The 15,067-nt window shown below is 66.2% G+C and carries 15 protein-coding genes; 4 read left to right on the top strand and 11 right to left on the bottom strand.

Features of this window, described 5'->3' with window-relative positions:
- Positions 1-15: 15 nt before the first annotated feature.
- The 5 genes from kdgR to F3J18_RS00055 all read right to left on the bottom strand — a co-directional run bounded on the left by kdgR (position 16) and on the right by F3J18_RS00055 (position 4,189).
- A complete protein-coding gene (kdgR, locus tag F3J18_RS00075; protein WP_166910583.1) occupies positions 16-876 on the bottom strand; it encodes a DNA-binding transcriptional regulator KdgR in 861 nt (286 codons plus the stop codon).
- Between the two features lie 190 nt (positions 877-1,066).
- A complete protein-coding gene (locus F3J18_RS00070) occupies positions 1,067-2,116 on the bottom strand; it encodes an alpha/beta hydrolase (RefSeq protein ID WP_025100762.1) in 1,050 nt (349 codons plus the stop codon).
- A gap of 79 nt (positions 2,117-2,195) precedes the next feature.
- Positions 2,196-2,621: an organic hydroperoxide resistance protein gene (locus F3J18_RS00065; protein ID WP_013688918.1), complete on the bottom strand. Its 426-nt coding sequence runs from the start codon at positions 2,619-2,621 to the stop codon at positions 2,196-2,198.
- Positions 2,622-2,853: 232 nt separating this feature from the next.
- Complete coding sequence (locus tag F3J18_RS00060; RefSeq protein WP_025100761.1) at positions 2,854-3,420, bottom strand: TetR/AcrR family transcriptional regulator; 567 nt, start codon at positions 3,418-3,420, stop codon at positions 2,854-2,856.
- 172 nt (positions 3,421-3,592) lie between these two features.
- The gene (locus tag F3J18_RS00055; protein ID WP_205194069.1) at positions 3,593-4,189 is read right to left on the bottom strand and encodes a TetR/AcrR family transcriptional regulator; all 597 of its coding nucleotides are present in this window, start codon (positions 4,187-4,189) and stop codon (positions 3,593-3,595) included.
- Positions 4,190-4,366: 177 nt separating this feature from the next.
- On the opposite strand from F3J18_RS00055, the gene F3J18_RS00050 reads away from it, so the two are divergent.
- The 4 genes from F3J18_RS00050 to F3J18_RS00035 all read left to right on the top strand — a co-directional run bounded on the left by F3J18_RS00050 (position 4,367) and on the right by F3J18_RS00035 (position 7,962).
- Positions 4,367-5,086, top strand: a complete 720-nt coding sequence (locus tag F3J18_RS00050) for a hypothetical protein (protein WP_166910581.1) — start codon at positions 4,367-4,369, stop codon at positions 5,084-5,086.
- A gap of 67 nt (positions 5,087-5,153) precedes the next feature.
- Complete coding sequence (locus F3J18_RS00045) at positions 5,154-5,879, top strand: SDR family NAD(P)-dependent oxidoreductase (RefSeq protein WP_166910579.1); 726 nt, start codon at positions 5,154-5,156, stop codon at positions 5,877-5,879.
- Between the two features lie 145 nt (positions 5,880-6,024).
- A complete protein-coding gene (locus tag F3J18_RS00040) occupies positions 6,025-7,023 on the top strand; it encodes an alpha/beta hydrolase (RefSeq protein WP_166910577.1) in 999 nt (332 codons plus the stop codon).
- 108 nt (positions 7,024-7,131) lie between these two features.
- Positions 7,132-7,962 carry a hypothetical protein gene (locus tag F3J18_RS00035; protein ID WP_166910565.1) on the top strand — a complete coding sequence of 277 codons (831 nt, stop codon included), beginning with the start codon at positions 7,132-7,134 and terminating at the stop codon, positions 7,960-7,962.
- Between the two features lie 45 nt (positions 7,963-8,007).
- On the opposite strand, the gene F3J18_RS00030 is transcribed toward F3J18_RS00035, so the two are convergent.
- The 6 genes from F3J18_RS00030 to F3J18_RS00005 all read right to left on the bottom strand — a co-directional run bounded on the left by F3J18_RS00030 (position 8,008) and on the right by F3J18_RS00005 (position 14,646).
- Entirely contained in the window at positions 8,008-8,805 is a 798-nt protein-coding gene (locus tag F3J18_RS00030) for a FadR/GntR family transcriptional regulator (protein WP_166910575.1), read from the bottom strand.
- Between the two features lie 91 nt (positions 8,806-8,896).
- The gene (locus tag F3J18_RS00025) at positions 8,897-9,838 is read right to left on the bottom strand and encodes an ABC transporter substrate-binding protein (protein WP_166910573.1); all 942 of its coding nucleotides are present in this window, start codon (positions 9,836-9,838) and stop codon (positions 8,897-8,899) included.
- Between the two features lie 71 nt (positions 9,839-9,909).
- Entirely contained in the window at positions 9,910-10,947 is a 1,038-nt protein-coding gene (locus tag F3J18_RS00020; RefSeq protein ID WP_025102230.1) for an ABC transporter permease, read from the bottom strand.
- Between the two features lie 29 nt (positions 10,948-10,976).
- Entirely contained in the window at positions 10,977-12,539 is a 1,563-nt protein-coding gene (locus F3J18_RS00015; protein ID WP_166910571.1) for a sugar ABC transporter ATP-binding protein, read from the bottom strand.
- On the bottom strand, positions 12,540-13,316 hold the full coding sequence (locus tag F3J18_RS00010; protein WP_166910569.1) for an SDR family oxidoreductase: 777 nt from the start codon (positions 13,314-13,316) through the stop codon (positions 12,540-12,542).
- A 52-nt stretch (positions 13,317-13,368) separates the two neighbouring features.
- Positions 13,369-14,646, bottom strand: a complete 1,278-nt coding sequence (locus tag F3J18_RS00005) for an L-fuconate dehydratase (protein WP_166910567.1) — start codon at positions 14,644-14,646, stop codon at positions 13,369-13,371.
- Between the last annotated feature and the right edge of the window lie 421 nt (positions 14,647-15,067).

Below are 15,067 nucleotides of genomic sequence, written 5' to 3'. Positions count from 1 at the left end.
GCCGCGCGCCGCCGCTCAGCGCGACGCGGGCCAGGGGCCGCGATAGCCGATCCGCGCCGAGATCGCCTGGGCGGCCTCGCGCAGCAATTCGACGTAGTGGGTACGCGTGTTCGCGCCGCAGCGCATGGTGGGAAACGAGATCGACAGCGCCGCGACGGCATTGCCGAAGCGATTGAAGATCGGCGCCGCGAGACAGCGCAGCCCTTCCTCCTGCTCCTCGTCGTCCTCGCCGTAAGCCTGCCGCCGAACCTGCGGCAGGATCGCGACCAGCGCCTCGGCCGAGCCGAGCGTGCGCGCGGTGGAAGGCTTGAACTCGACGCGCGCGAGCGTCTCGCGCACTTCGTCCTCGGGCATGAAGGCCAGCAGCACCTTGCCGATCGCGGTGCTGTACAGCGGGTTGCGGCGGCCGACGCGCGACTGCATGCGCAGCCCGTAATCGGCATCGATCTTGTGGATGTAGATGATGGCGTCCTCGTCGAGCGCGCCGAGGTGGATCGCCTCGCGCGTCATCGAGGCGATGCGGCGCATCTCGAGATCGGCCTCGCGCACCAGGTCGACACTCTCCAGTGCCTTGGCACCGAGCTCGAACAGACGGATCGCAAGCCGGTAGTGCTCGCCCGCGCCATCCTCGCCGGCCACGCGCGCCACGTAGCCGAGCGACTCGAGCGTCTGCAGCAGGCGCTGCACCACCGGCCGCGACATGCCCAATTGCTGGGACAATTCCGCCGCGCCCGCCGTGCCGCTCGCGCCGAGCGCCGACAGGATCGTGAAGACCTTGCCGACCGCCGCGACCGATTCGGTCCTGTCCGCGCCGGGCTCGGCCGGCGTCTCGCCTTCCGCCTGCTTGCCGCCGCGCGACCTGGGCATTGATGTCATGTCCGCCTGTCCGTGAGATCCGAAACCGCCAAGCATAACGCGTCGCGCGGGCCGATCGCCAATGCGGCGCGCCCGAGGGGCTCGAATGTGGGTTATCGGCGACGCTCGCATGCACCGGAACCGCTGGACATGAAAACGGCCCGGCCGCGCATGCCAGCGCGGCCGGGCCGTGTCATCGAGGCGCGACGCTTCAGTTCAGGCGCGTCTTCAGCTCGTTGGCCATCGCCTTCATCGCCGCCTTGGTGGCCGGATCCTCGGCCAGCGCGTTCAGCAGTCCGAAGTCATGGATGGTGCCGTCGTAGCGCGTGGTGGCAGCCTCCACGCCGGCCGCGTCGAGCTTGCGGCCATAGGCTTCGCCCTCGTCACGCAGCACGTCGAACTGCGCGACCTGGATCAGCGCGGGCGGCAGGCCCTTCAGCTCGTCGAGCGAGGCGCGCAGCGGCGAGGCGTAGATCTCGTTGCGTTGCGCTTCCTTCTTCGTGTACGCGTCCCAGAACCACTTCATCATCGGCCGCGTCAGGAAGTGATCCTTCTGGTACGCGACGTAGGAGCCGTCGTTGAAGTTGTGGTCCGTCACCGGCCAGAGCAGGCCCTGGAAGCGGATCGCCGGGCCGCCCTTGTCCTTCGCCATCAGGGCCACCACCGCCGCCATGTTGCCGCCCACGCTGTTGCCCACCACCGCCAGGCGGCTGCCGTCCACGCCGATCTCGTCGCCGTGCGCGGCCACCCACTTGGTGGCGGCATAGGCCTGGTTGATCGCCACCGGGTACTGCGCTTCCGGCGAAGGCGTGTAGTTCACGAACACCGCCACCGCGCCGGATTGCACCACCAGGTCTCGCACCAGCCGCTCGTGGGTCGGGAAGTCGCCGAGGATCCAGCCGCCGCCGTGGAAGAACATGAACACCGGCGGGTTGCCCTTCACGCCTTCCGGACGCACGATCGTGACCGGCACGCTCAGGCCGTCCTGTTCGATGGTGCGGTTCGACACCTCGATGCCCGACAGATCGACCTTCACGCTGTTCTGCGCACCCACCAGCACCTGCCGCGCCTTTTCCGGCGACAGGGTCTCGAGGCCCGGGCCCTTCTGGCTGTTGAGGGCGGCGAGGAAGCGGCTCGTGACCGCATCGGGCTGGTCGACCGGCGCGGCCGACGGGGTGTGCGAGCCGGCCGTGCCGGCGGCGAACGCGGAACTGGCGGCGGCAATCGCGACGGCAATCAGCAGCGGTTTGACGATCTTCATGATGGACTCCTGGGCAATGGGCCCGAATGGTTTGGCCTGGATGGCGGATTTCGATGCGGGGAGAAGCGAGCGCCGGCGATCAGACCAGCGTGAGCGTGACGTCGATGTTGCCGCGCGTCGCGTTCGAGTACGGGCAGACGATGTGCGCCTTCTCGATCAGTGCCTGGGCCGCTTCGCGCTCCATGCCGGGCAGCGAGATCTTCAGTTCCACCTCGATGCCGAAGCCGTTCGGGATCGCGCCGATGCCGACGCTGCCGTCGATCGCGACGTCGGCCGGGATCTTGATCTTGTCGCGCGCCGCGACGAACTTCATCGCGCCGAGGAAGCAGGCGCTGTAGCCGGCCGCGAACAGTTGTTCCGGGTTCGCGCCTTCGCCGCCGGCGCCGCCGAGCTCGCGCGGCGTGACCAGCTTGAAATCCAGCTTGCCTTCGGGCACCACGGCGCGGCCGTCGCGGCCACCGGTGGCGTGGGCATGGGCGCGGTACAGAACGTTTTCGATCGACATGACTGACTCCTGTTGGATGAATGAACCAGGCCGGGGCGGAACCCTTTCCGCCATCGCCGGCTGAACTGCCTGTCGCACCACTATCGACTACTAGATAGAGAACACGACTCAAAAAATGCAGACGTTTCCGTCTGCGTCGTTTCCTGCATTTTTATCTATCAATAGATAGATAACCAGCTTCAATAAAAAAGCGGTGAACCGCCTTTCGATCTTTTTACCTACCTCCGCCGCGTCAGGGCGCTTTCTTCCACGCCTTCTCGACTTCGTCCAGGCGCGCCTTCGACTTGAACAGCCGGCTCGCCAGCACCGCGCCCTGGAACGCGGCGTACAAGGTGCGCGCCGCATGTTCGGGCTTGCCGCTGAACACCAGCGTGCCGTCGGCCGCGCCCTGCTCCAGCAGCGCCGCGAGCCATTGCTCGTTCGCGTTGAAGAACGCCTGCACCGCCTGCCGCACCGGCTCGGGCAGCGATTCGATATCCGCCGCCAGCATGCCGCACAGGCAGATCTGGTTGCCGTCGCCGAGCGTCTTGCCGAACAGCTTCGTGTAGCGGCTGAGCTTCTCGTCGGCCGGCAGCGAGGGGGAAATGGCCGCGACGCCGTTCATCACCGTCTCGCTGTACTCGCGCACCGCTTCGAGCACCAGGTCGTCCTTCGATGGAAAGTAGTAGTGGATGCTCGAGGTCTTCACCCCCACCCGCTCCGACAGATCGCGATAGCTGAACCCGTTGTAGCCGAGGAGCATGATCAGCTCGATGGCGTGTTCGAGAACCTGTTCGCGGACTGGCGTTTTCGTTTCCATGGGTCGTAATTTATCTACTGGAAGATAGAGAGTCAAGCGGTTTTTTGAAGAATCTTTGGGGGAAGCGAGATCCGCAGCACAAGCCCGACCCATCCGCCGGCCAGCTCACGTCCGGTCGAAACCGCCGCCAGACTGGCTTCCTCGCCCCGGATCCGGCGCCGCACCACCTCCGCTATGCGCCCTCGCGCGCGGACGGCACCAACGGCGCCTGCTCCAGGATCGCCGCCGCCGCATCCTTCGCCAACAGGAACGCCGAAGTCTCCCCCGAGGCATGCGACAGCGCCAGGGCGCCCTGAAGCAACAGATTGAGCTGCTTGGCAAGGCGCTGCGGCCTGGCGAAACCGGCACGTTTGCAGAGCTCGAGAAACTTCACTTCACCGCGCGCACCGGCCGCGATACCGAGTTCGACGATGCCATCGTGCTTGCCCGCGTATTCCTGCGCCGCCTTCGTGCCCAGGCATCCGCGCGTCAACATCCGGCCCGTGATCTTGCGCACGTCGAAGAACTCGACGATCTGCTCCCGCGGGTCGCTGATATGCGCAACCGGATCGAACAGCGCATGCACGACGCCATTGCTGTAGAGCTGCAGCACGGCCTCGATCAGTTCTTCCTTCGACGGGAAGTACTTGTACAGCGTGCGCTTGGAAATGCCGCTGCCGGCCAGCGCAGCCTCCATCCCCGTCGCATGGAAGCCGGCCTCGTAGAAGCGATCGAACGCATATTTCACGATCTCGAGCTTCTTGCCCTCCATTTCGTCGCCCTGCTCCATTTCGTCATCCTCGTGAAGTCCAGGCGTACTTATAGCAAATTCAGTTGACAAAGTAAACGACACCGTTTACAAATGCATCGATGTAAACGACTTCGTTTACTTTTGCCGTGCCAGCGTCGGGCTCGAAGTGTGAGTCGCTGAACAGGCTACCGCCTAACCACAAGGATCCAATACTCAATGACCGAGCTTCTGGAAAAGGTACTTCACGCACATGGCGGCCTGGACAACTGGCGCCGCGTCAACACGATCGACTTCCGGCTGACGTTGCGTGGGAGCGCTCTCGCATTCAAGCGGCAGCCACAAGGCCTGAGGAACGTGCTGGTCAAGATCGATGCCCGCCATCCGAGAACCCTGATCACGCCGTTTCCGTTCCCCGGCAGCCGAGGCGTGTTCGACGACGGCAGCGTCAGGATCGAGACCGATGCCGGCGTGCCGACGACCCTGCTCGACACGCCGCGCAAGTCGTTCGAGGCTCATGATCGGCAGTCGCCATGGAGCGAGAGCCAATTGCTCTATTTCATCGGCTACGCGCTGCGCAACTACATGACGATGCCGTTCCTGTTGGCAAGCGACGGCGTGCATTGCGAAGAAGTCGCGCCGCACGAGGAACACGGGGAAAGCTGGCGCGTGCTCGAGGTCCGGTTCCCGCCCGACATCCACGTTCACTGCCCGGAACAGAAGTTCTACTTCAACGATGCGGGCCATCTCGTGCGCAACGACTACGCACCCGAGGTCAGCCGTGGTACCGCCGCGCACTACACATTCGACCACCAGGACTTCGACGGCTTCATTTTTCCTACCCACCGGCGCGTGGTGCACCGCGAGCCGAGCGGCCGGACGCTGCTCACCGCGCCGTCCATCTTCCGACTCGATATCGAGTCGATCGTCCTGTCCTGACGATCGCTCACAACGCCCGACAGACGCTTTCCCCAGGCAACAAGTACCCGGATATCAGGAGAAGCTCATGACGCTCTCGAACAGAATCGTATTGGTAAGCGGTGCGAATCGTGGCATCGGCGCCGCCATCGTGAAGGCATTGCTGGACACCGACGTGGCCAAGGTCTATGCCGCGGCGCGGGACTTGCAGGCACTGCCGCCGTTCGGCGACTCGCGCGTGGTTCCGCTGCAGATGGACATCACCAGCGACGCCTCGGTACAGGCAGCGGCCACCGCTGCGCATGACGTGGACGTCCTCATCAACAACGCCGGCACGCTGGCCTTCGGCAACTACCTCGACAACGACTGGGAAAGCTTCGAGGACGACATGCGAACGAACTACTTCGGAACGCTGCGCGTCCTTCGGGCATTCACGCCTCGGTTCGTGGCGCGCCAAGGCGGCACCATCGCGAACATCTGCAGCGTGGTCGGCCTGTCGGCCGTGCCCCTGATGGCCGGCTACTCGGCCTCCAAGGCGGCCCTGCACTCGCTGACCCAATCGCTGCGCGGCTCGCTGGAAAAGCATCGCATCGCCGTGATCGGCATCTATCCCGGCCCGATCGAGACCGTGCTCGCCAGGGACGTACCGTATCCGGACAAGGCAACGCCCGAGCACGCCGCCGCCAACATCGTGAAGGGTATTGCCGAAGGGCAGGACTACATCTTCCCCGATCCGCTGGCGCGGCAAGTCGAACAACTGTGGTCGACCGACAACCGAAAGCTGGAACATGTCTCGCTGCACCTCGGCGCCTGACTACCACCGGTGTCGCGGCAGCCGTATTGACACTGGCATCCGCCGGCCGGATCGGCGGATGTCGATTCGCCCCAGACTTCGTCACGATGATGGCCTGTCGCGATGACGGCTGGTTCTGTTTCAACCTTCGCAGGACAAGCCCTTCATGATTACCCGCCGTTCCTTCACCACGAGTTTGCTCGCGGGCGCCGCAGCCATGGCCGCCTCCAGCGCAGCGTCGGCCAAACCCCGATCCGCCGGGGCCGCCGGCGCGAACACACGATCCTCGCTTGCCGGCAATCCGGCATTCCCAACCCGATATCGCACGGTGGATATCGACGGAACATCGGTCTTCTATCGCGAAGCCGGCGCGCCAGGTGCGCCGGTCGTCCTGCTGCTGCCCGGCTGGCCATCCTCTTCGGCGATGTTTCGCGACCTGATCCGCGAGTTGTCCGCGAACTACCACGTCTTCGCGCCGGACTATCCCGGCTTCGGCAACAGCGACGTTCCCGATCGCTCGCACGGCGTCTATACCTTCGATGCCCTGGGCGAAACCATCGGCAAGCTCGTCGACAAGGTCGGCATCGAGGAATATGCGCTGTACGCGACGGATTTCGGCGGCCTCGTCGGTTATCGCGTGATGCTGAAGACGCCAGGCCGGATGAAGGCCCTGATCGCGCAAAACAACCCGCTATTCCTGGGCGCCAGTCCTTGGTTCGGCCCGCTCCTGCCTTACTGGAAGGACGGCACGACGGAGAGCCGCGAACAGGTGAGGCAGCACTATCTGACGCTCGACGTGGTTCGCGACCTGTACACCACCGGCGTAAGCGACACCTCGCTGATCGATCCCGGGCTGTGGCAAGTCGATCATGCCTCGCTGCAACGCCCCGGCGCGGCGGACATTTCGCTCGACCTGCTCTACGACATTCGCACCAACGGCCCCGCGCTCAAGAATGCCCAGGACTATCTGCGCGCGCACCAGCCACCGACGCTGGTCGTGAGCGGCAAGAACGACATCCTGTTCCCCGCCGACAGCCAGTTGCGGTATCGCGAAGTGGTGCCCAAGGCCGAGATCCACCTGACCGATAGCGGCCACTGCGCGCTGGCCGACAAGAGCGAGGAGATCGCCCTGCGCATGCAGGGGTTCCTCTCGCGCGTGCTCTAGCTCCACCTCGGCACCTCGCCATCGCGCCGCTGCCATGCCTCGCGCCGAATAGACCACGCCGCCGGGCATGGCAAGCAACCCTAAGCAGCCTCACTGACTGGATTCGACATGACCATCGATCTGACTCGACGTGGCATTCTCGCCGCCGGCGCGGCCACGCTGATCGCACCCGTCGCCCTTCCCGCAACGCCGGCTCGCGCGGCTACCGCTTCCGCCTCCCGAAGTTCGTTGCTCGACAACGTGCTGCAAGCGCACGGCGGACTGGCCGCCTGGCAAACCGTCAAGCGCATCGAGGCGCAAATCGTCGCCGGGGGGCCGGTGTTCCAGCTCAAGCAGTCGCCCGTCAACCTGCAGAACGTGACATTGCGAGCCGACCCGCGCGCCGTGAGCGTCGAAGTCTCTCCGTATCCGAAGCCGGGGTATCGCGGCATCTATACCCCGCAGCGCGTCTGGATCGAGGACGACAACGGCAGGGTGGTGGCGCAACGCAGCGGCGTCTTCCAGGTGCTGCAATCGCAGGCTCCCACCGATCCCTGGGATACGCTCGACGAGCTGTGCTTCATCGGCTACGCGACCTTCGAATACCTGAGCTTGCCGTTCCTGCTGGCCGAACCCGATGTCCAGGTCCAGGAAGTCGCGCCGCACACCGAATACGGGTCGACGCCGTGGCGCGCCCTGCGCGCCGTGTTCCCGGTCCGCATCCCAACGCACAGCACGGTGCAGACCTTCTATTTCGACGATACGTTCCGGCTGCGCCGCTTCGATTTCCACGATATCGGCTCGGAAGCGGCGGCGTATTACTTCGATCCGGTCACGGTGCAGGGGATCACGTCCTACTCGCTGCTCCGGATCGTCGCGGACACGGCGCCTGCACCGCTGTTCTCCTCATCGACCAATGTGCTGGTCCAGTTCTCGAACATCCGATATCTCCAGACCTGAGCTCGACCGATCGGCGCGGCCTCGATCTCGAAGGCCGCGAACCGCTCAATCCATCGCCCGCCCGAAGATCCGCACCACCTCGTCCAGATGCCCGGCCATCGCGCGGCGCGCCGCACCGGCATCGCGCGCGCGGATCGCGTCGAGAATCTCGCGATGCTCCAGCTCCGAGCGATGCGGCATGTCGTTCGACATGTACAGCGACTGCAGGCGCCGGAACATCGGATCGTATTTATGCGCGAGCAGTTGCTTGATGATCAGCGCGTAGGCGGGATTGTCGCTGGCCTCGGCGATGCGGATATGGAACAGCCGGTCGCCGGGATGGGTGAGCGAGCCGCTGCGGTTGTCTTCCTGGTTGCGCAGGAAGGCGGCGTGGATCGCCGCGATCTGCGTCTGCGAGCCGTGCTTCGCGGCGAGCGCCGCGGCTTCCGGCTCGATCAGCCGGCGCGCCTGCAGCAGCGCGAACGGCGGAATCTCGGTATCGAGGTCGAGCGCGATGCCGAGCTCGGGGTCCACCTCGACGATGCCCAACGGCGCGAGCTTCCTGTCCGGCGCATCGGGAAGCCCGGACGCGGCGGCACGCGCCGGCAGCGCAGCCGCCGTCGCGCCCGCCTCGGGCTGGCGCACCTTCACACCATCGCCCACGCGCACGCTGACGCGCCCGCTCACCTCGAGCGCGATCAGCGCCTCGCGCACCGAGGTGCGCGACACGCCGAACTGCTCGGCCAGCTCGCGCTCGGGCGGCAGGTAGCTGCCCGGCGGGAAATCGCCGGCCTCGATCAGGGCACCGAGCTTGTCGGCGATCTGCTGGTAGAGGCGACGGTTCTGGATCGGCTGGATGGACATGCCTGGGCCTTGCTGGGCGGTTTCGTTCCGAAACATCGCGTGCCGTCGCATCGGCGTGCCGCCCGATGCAACGACGACGCGATACGCGGGTTCAGTCGTACAGCGCCGCGGCGATCTTCGGATCGTCGATATTGCTCTTGTCGTACCAGTAGAAGCCGGTATCGATCACCTTCGGCAGCTTCTCGCCCTTGATCGCCTTGACCGCCGCCTCGACCGTCTTGTAGCCGATGCCGACCGGGTTTTGCGTGATCGCGCCGGCCATCAGCCCGCTGCGGATCGCGTCCTTCTGCTGCTTGCCCGAGTCGTAGCCGACGATCACCACCTTGCGCTTCATCTCGCGCACGCCGTTCACCACGCCGATCGCCGAGCCTTCATTGGTGCCGAACAGGCCCTTGAGCTTCGGATAGGCCTGCAGGATCGACTTGGTCACCTCGGTCGACTTCAGCTGGTCGCCCTCGCCGTATTGCACGGTGACGATCTGCACCTTCGGGTGCGCCGCCTTCATGCGCTCCAGGAAGCCGTCGCGCCGGTCGATGCCGGTGCGGCTGGTCTGGTCGTGCGCGACCACCGCCACCTCGCCCTCGTCGCCGATCAGCGAGGCGAGCTTGTCGGCGGCCAGCGCCGCGGCGGCCTTGTTGTTGGTGGCGGCGGTGGTGACCGGGATGTCGCTGTCGACGCCCGAGTCGAAGGCGATCACCGGGATCTTCTGGGCCTGGGCCTTCTTCAGCAGCGGCAGCGCGGCCTTGCTGTCGAGCGCCGCGAAGCCGAGCGCGGCCGGCTTCTTGGCGATCGCGGCCGACAGCATGTCGATCTGCTTGTCCACCATCGCCTCGGTCTCGGGCCCCTCGAAGCTCACCTTCACCTTGTAGTCGGCGGCGGCCTGCATCGCGCCGGCCTTCACGGCCTGCCAGAACTGATGCTGGAAGCCCTTCGAGATCAGCGGGATATAGGTTTCCTGCGCCTGCGCGCCGGCCGCGAGGCCGACCGCGAACGTCATGCCCACCACCGCATTCAACAGCTTGCTCCTGATCACTTCGCGTCTCCTTTTTTCGTATCGAGTGGGATGCCGGCCGGAACCGGCGGTGAAGCGCATGCCCGCGCGCGTCAGCGGCGCCGACGACGCAGGATGTCGACGTAGACGGCCAGGATGATGATCACGCCCGTCACGACGGTCTGCCACTCCTGCGCCACCGACATGATGCGCAGGCCGTTGGTCAGCACGCTCATGATGAACGCGCCGATGATGGTGCCGAGGATGCTGCCCGCGCCGCCCGACAGCGAGGTGCCGCCGATCACCACGGCGGCGATCGCGTCGAGCTCGTAGCCCTGGCCGAGCGCCGGCTGGGCGGAATTGAGGCGCGAGGCGATCAGCAGCCCGGCGATCCCGCATACCGCGCCGCTGAAGGTATAGACGGCGATCTTCCAGGCGTCCACGTTCACGCCCGACAGCCGCAGCGCCTCCTCGTTGCTGCCGAGCGCGAAGGTGTAGCGGCCGAACAGGGTCTTGTTGAGCACGATCGAGGCGCCGATCGCGACCAGGAACAGGATCAGCACCGCGTTGGGGATCGGCAGCGCCGGGATCAGGTTGCCGATCAGCGAATCCTGCGCGATCGCGGTAAAGCCGGGCGTGTCGTTGAAGTAGATCGGGCGCGTGCCCGAGATCACCAGCGACAGGCCCTTGAGCAGCATCATCATGCCCAGCGTGGCGATGAAGGGCGGCACCTTCATCTTCGCGATCACGAAGCCCGACACGCAGCCGGACAGCGCGCCGAACAGCAGCGCGGCCAGGATCCCGAGCGGCAGCGGCATGCCCCAGTTGGTCAGCACCACGCCGGCCATCACCGCGCAGAAGGTCATCAGGGTGCCGACCGAGAGGTCGATGCCGGAGGTGATGATCACGTAGGTGCAGGCCACCGCGAGCACGCCGTTCACGGCGGTCGCCTGCAGGATCGACACCAGGTTGTCGACCTCCAGGAAGTTCGAGGAGGCGATGCTGAAGAACACGATCAGCAGCAGCAGGCTGGCGAAGGCCAGCAGCTTCTGGCGCGCGGCCGGATTGAAGAAGCGGGCCCGCAGGCTGGAGGCGGTGGCGGGCGTCTCGCCGGAAGCGAGGGGCGGGACGGGATGCGTATCGTTGGACATGATGGCTTTGGGCGTCTGGGTCGGCTGGGTCAGGACAGGACGGTCGATTCGCGCTGCGTGGCGAGCTGCATGATCTTTTCCTGCGTGGCCTCGGCCGCGCTCAGCTCGCCCGTGACACGGCCTTCGCACATCACCAGGATGCGGTGGCTCATGCGCAGCACCTCGGGCAGTTCGGAGGAGATCATCACGATCGCCTTGCCGGCGGCGGCCAGCGCATCGAGCAGCTTGTAGATCTCGCTCTTGGCGCCGACGTCGATGCCGCGCGTCGGCTCGTCGAAAAACAGGATGTCGCAATCGCGCAGCAGCCATTTCGCGATCACGATCTTCTGCTGGTTGCCGCCCGACAGCAGCCGCGCCGGCTGCGTGACCGAGGGCGTGCGAATCGCCAGTTGGCGCACGTAGCCCTGCGCGGTGTCGCGCATCTTGCGCGCGTCGAGGAACAGGCCGCGGCGCAGGAAGCGGCGCATGCTCGACAGCGCGATGTTGTTCTGCACGTCCAGCCCGACCGCGAGCCCGAAGTGCTTGCGATCCTCGGACAGGTAGCCGATGCCGAACTTCACCGCGTCGGCCGGCGTGCGGATCGTCACCGCACGGCCATGCACGCGGATCTCGCCCGCGTCGATCGGGTCCGCGCCGAACACGGCGCGCGCCACTTCCGTGCGGCCCGCGCCCATCAGCCCGGCGAAGCCGAGGATCTCGCCGCGCCGCAGCGTGAAGCCGACCTCGCGGATCGCCCGGCCGCGCGACAGGCCACGCACTTCCAGCGCGACCTCGTTGGCCGAGGTATCGGGCGGCGTGCGCGATTCCGTTTCGAGCTGGCGGCCGACCATCATCGAGATGATGCTGTCCATCGAGGTGCCGGCCATCGGCACGGTGGCCACGTACTTGCCGTCGCGCATCACCGTCACGCGATCGGCGATCTGGCGCAGCTCGTCCATCTTGTGCGAGATGTAGACGATGCCCACGCCGTTGGCGAGCAGGTCGCGGATGATGCGGAACAGCTCGGCGATCTCGGCGTTGTTGAGCGCGGCGGTGGGCTCGTCCATGATCAGCACGCGCGAGTCGAAGGACAGCGCCTTGGCGATCTCCACCATCTGCTGTTTCGCCACCGTCAGTTGCCCCACCGGCGTGCGCGGATCGAGATCGAGGCGCATGCGCGCGAAGATCGTCGCGGCGTCGCGATTGAGCCGCTCCTCGTCGACGAACACGCCCAGGCGGCCGCGCGGCTCGCGGCCGATGAAGATGTTCTGCGCCACGCTCAGGTGGTTCATCAGGTTCAGCTCCTGATGAATGATGCCGATGCCGAGCGCCTGCGCGGTGCGCGGATCGGCGATCTCCACCGCGCGGCCGTCCATGCGGATCTCGCCCTCGTCCTTCTGGTAGACGCCGGCCAGGATCTTCATCAGGGTCGACTTGCCGGCGCCGTTCTCGCCCATCAGCGCATGCACCTCGCCGGCGCGCAGGTCGAAGCGGCAGTCGTCGAGCGCCAGCACGCCGGGAAAGCGCTTGCTGATGCCGCTCAGCGCGATCAGGGGCGCGCGTTCGGCGCCGGAGTTCGATTCGGTTGGCATGGGTTCGGGGTTCCGCTGCATTCAGCTGATCGCGCGATCGAGGTGGGTGTAACCGCCGTCGACGAACAACCACTGGCCGGTGGTATGCGAGGCGCGCTCCGACAACAGGAACACGGCCGTATCGGCGATCTCCCCGGCCGTGGTGAAGCGCCTGCCGAGCGGCACCTTGCCGGCGATGTCGTCGAGCTTGGCTTGCGGATCGTCGAAGCCGGCGATCCAGTCGCGATACAGCGGCGTCATCACCTCGGCCGGAATCACCGCGTTCACGCGCACGCCGTCCTCGCGCAGCGCCACCGCCCATTCGCGCGTCAGCGAGAGCTGGGCGCCCTTCGAGGCGCAGTAGCCGCTGGTATTGCCCTGCCCGGTGACGGCCGTCTTCGACGAGACGTTGACGATCGCGCCGCGTGCCGCCTTCAGGTGCGGCACGCAGTGATGCGCCATCACGTAGTAGTGGATCAGGTTGCGTTCGAGCGAGGCGACGAAGGCCTCGCGCCCCGCGTCGAGGTCGATGCTGTCGTTGATGCCGGCGTTGTTGACGAGGCCGTCGAGGCGGCCGAAACCGGCGACGGCCTGCGCCACCGCCTCGCGGCATTGCGCGTCGTCCTGCAGCTCGACCGCGAAGAAGGCCGCGCGCGGCTGCTTGCCCACGAGTTCCTGCCAGAACGCGTCGTCCGGCGCCTGGCGCGCGAACACCACGGGAATCGCGCCCTCGCCGGCCAGCCGCATCGAAATCGCCGCGCCGATGCCCGACGCGCCGCCGGTCACGATCACGACCCTGTCCTGCAGATTCAAATCCACTTCGCGTCTCCGTCGTTCGTGTTCTGCCGGCCTCGATGGGCGGGCCGTATCCTCAGCCTCGGAACCGGTACTGCTCCAGCGATTCGGGTTTCATCTCGATCGAGAAGCCGGGCGCGCTCGGCGGCATGTAGGCCGCGTCGCGCACCACGCAGGGCTCGACGAAATGCTCGTGAAGATGGTCGACATACTCGATCACGCGGCCCTCGCGCGTGCCGGCGATCGCGACGTAGTCGATCATCGCCAGGTGCTGCACGTATTCGCACAGGCCCACGCCGCCCGCGTGCGGGCATACCGGCAAGCCGTATTTCGCGGCCATCAGCATCACCGCCAGGATCTCGTTGACGCCGCCGAGACGGCAGGCATCGATCTGCACCACGTCGATCGCGCCGCGCGCGATGAACTGCTTGAACAGCACGCGGTTCTGGCACATCTCGCCGGTGGCCACCTGCACCGGGCCGATCGCCTCGCGGATCTTGCGATGCCCTTCCACGTCGTCGGGGCTGGTGGGTTCCTCGATGAACCAGGGCTTGGCGAAGGCCAGCTCGCGCACCCAGTCGATCGCCTCGTCCACTTCCCAGACCTGGTTCGCGTCGATCATCAGCTTGCGATCGGGGCCGATCACCTCGCGCGCGATCGTCACGCGGCGGATGTCGTCCTCCAGGTTCGCGCCCACCTTCAGCTTCACGTGGTTGAAGCCGGCGTCGATCGCTTCATGGCAGAGCCGGCGCAGCTTGTCGTCGCTGTAGCCGAGCCAGCCGGCCGAGGTGGTGTAGCAGGCGTAACCCTCGCGTTCGAGCGTGGCGATCCGCTCGGCCTTGCCGGGCGCCTGCTTGCGCAGCAGTGCCAGCGCCTCGTCCTGCGTCAGGCAATCGGTCAGGTAGCGAAAGTCGATGGCGCGCACGAATTGCTCGGGCGTCATGTCGGCCACCAGGCGCCACAGCGGCTTGCCCTCGGCCTTGGCCCACAAGTCCCAGGCGGCGTTGACCACCGCGCCGGTGGCTAGGTGGATCGCCCCCTTGTCCGGGCCGATCCAGCGCAGTTGGCTGTCCGAGGTCACGTGGCGCCAGAAGCGGCCCATGTCCTCGCGAATCCAGTCCAGGTCGAGACCCACCACCAGATGGCGCATCGCCTCGATGGCCGCGCAGCAGATCTCGTTGCCGCGGCCGATCGTGAAGGTCAGCCCGTGCCCTTCCAGGCCGTCGCGATCGGTTTCGAGCACGACGTAGGCGGCCGAATAATCGGGATCCGGATTCATCGCGTCGGAGCCGTCGAGCTGGCGTGAAGTCGGAAAGCGCACGTCGAGGACGCGCATCGATCGAATGATAGGCATGACTAATTGTCTGAGAAAAGAAACCAGGCTTGCGTGATGCGCGGAGGGACAGGCAGCCGATGTCCGGCGCGCGATTGGCACAAAGGACAAAAGGTCCATCCAATGATAGTGAGCGACCCGGCGTTTGTCACGGAAAGCGAACGCAGGGTTTTCCTGGGCGTGTGATGACAGGTCCTGTCACGCCGAGGACATCGACGGCCGGCGAGCGACGGCCGCAAAAAAACCCGGCCGGAGCCGGGTTGTCTGGTGCGATGCGTCAAGCGATTGGCGGGTTCGGCGATGCGCGCCTGGCTATCGCGTCAGGCGCGCCGCGCTAGCCACGACCACCGCCGGGGGGACGGTTGCCGCCCCCGCCCGGCGGCCTGCCGCCCTGGCCGAGTGGGCGAGCGCCATGGCCCGGCGGACGCGCGCCGCCGTTGCC

The sequence above is a fragment of the Burkholderia sp. Ax-1720 genome (assembly GCF_011753035.1).
Taxonomy (GTDB): domain Bacteria; phylum Pseudomonadota; class Gammaproteobacteria; order Burkholderiales; family Burkholderiaceae; genus Burkholderia; species Burkholderia gladioli.
The sequence above is the reverse complement of the archived record's forward strand: the minus strand, read 5'-3'. Positions and strand labels throughout refer to the sequence as shown.

What these genes read in the sequence shown, in the direction of transcription:
- kdgR (WP_166910583.1), bottom strand. Translation starts at nt 876, where the DNA reads ATGACATCAATGCCCAGGTCGCGCGGCGGCAAGCAGGCGGAAGGCGAG.
- F3J18_RS00070 (WP_025100762.1), bottom strand. Translation starts at nt 2,116, where the DNA reads ATGAAGATCGTCAAACCGCTGCTGATTGCCGTCGCGATTGCCGCCGCC.
- F3J18_RS00065 (WP_013688918.1), bottom strand. Translation starts at nt 2,621, where the DNA reads ATGTCGATCGAAAACGTTCTGTACCGCGCCCATGCCCACGCCACCGGT.
- F3J18_RS00060 (WP_025100761.1), bottom strand. Translation starts at nt 3,420, where the DNA reads ATGGAAACGAAAACGCCAGTCCGCGAACAGGTTCTCGAACACGCCATC.
- F3J18_RS00055 (WP_205194069.1), bottom strand. Translation starts at nt 4,189, where the DNA reads ATGGAGCAGGGCGACGAAATGGAGGGCAAGAAGCTCGAGATCGTGAAA.
- F3J18_RS00050 (WP_166910581.1), top strand. Translation starts at nt 4,367, where the DNA reads ATGACCGAGCTTCTGGAAAAGGTACTTCACGCACATGGCGGCCTGGAC.
- F3J18_RS00045 (WP_166910579.1), top strand. Translation starts at nt 5,154, where the DNA reads ATGACGCTCTCGAACAGAATCGTATTGGTAAGCGGTGCGAATCGTGGC.
- F3J18_RS00040 (WP_166910577.1), top strand. Translation starts at nt 6,025, where the DNA reads ATGATTACCCGCCGTTCCTTCACCACGAGTTTGCTCGCGGGCGCCGCA.
- F3J18_RS00035 (WP_166910565.1), top strand. Translation starts at nt 7,132, where the DNA reads ATGACCATCGATCTGACTCGACGTGGCATTCTCGCCGCCGGCGCGGCC.
- F3J18_RS00030 (WP_166910575.1), bottom strand. Translation starts at nt 8,805, where the DNA reads ATGTCCATCCAGCCGATCCAGAACCGTCGCCTCTACCAGCAGATCGCC.
- F3J18_RS00020 (WP_025102230.1), bottom strand. Translation starts at nt 10,947, where the DNA reads ATGTCCAACGATACGCATCCCGTCCCGCCCCTCGCTTCCGGCGAGACG.
- F3J18_RS00015 (WP_166910571.1), bottom strand. Translation starts at nt 12,539, where the DNA reads ATGCAGCGGAACCCCGAACCCATGCCAACCGAATCGAACTCCGGCGCC.
- F3J18_RS00005 (WP_166910567.1), bottom strand. Translation starts at nt 14,646, where the DNA reads ATGCCTATCATTCGATCGATGCGCGTCCTCGACGTGCGCTTTCCGACT.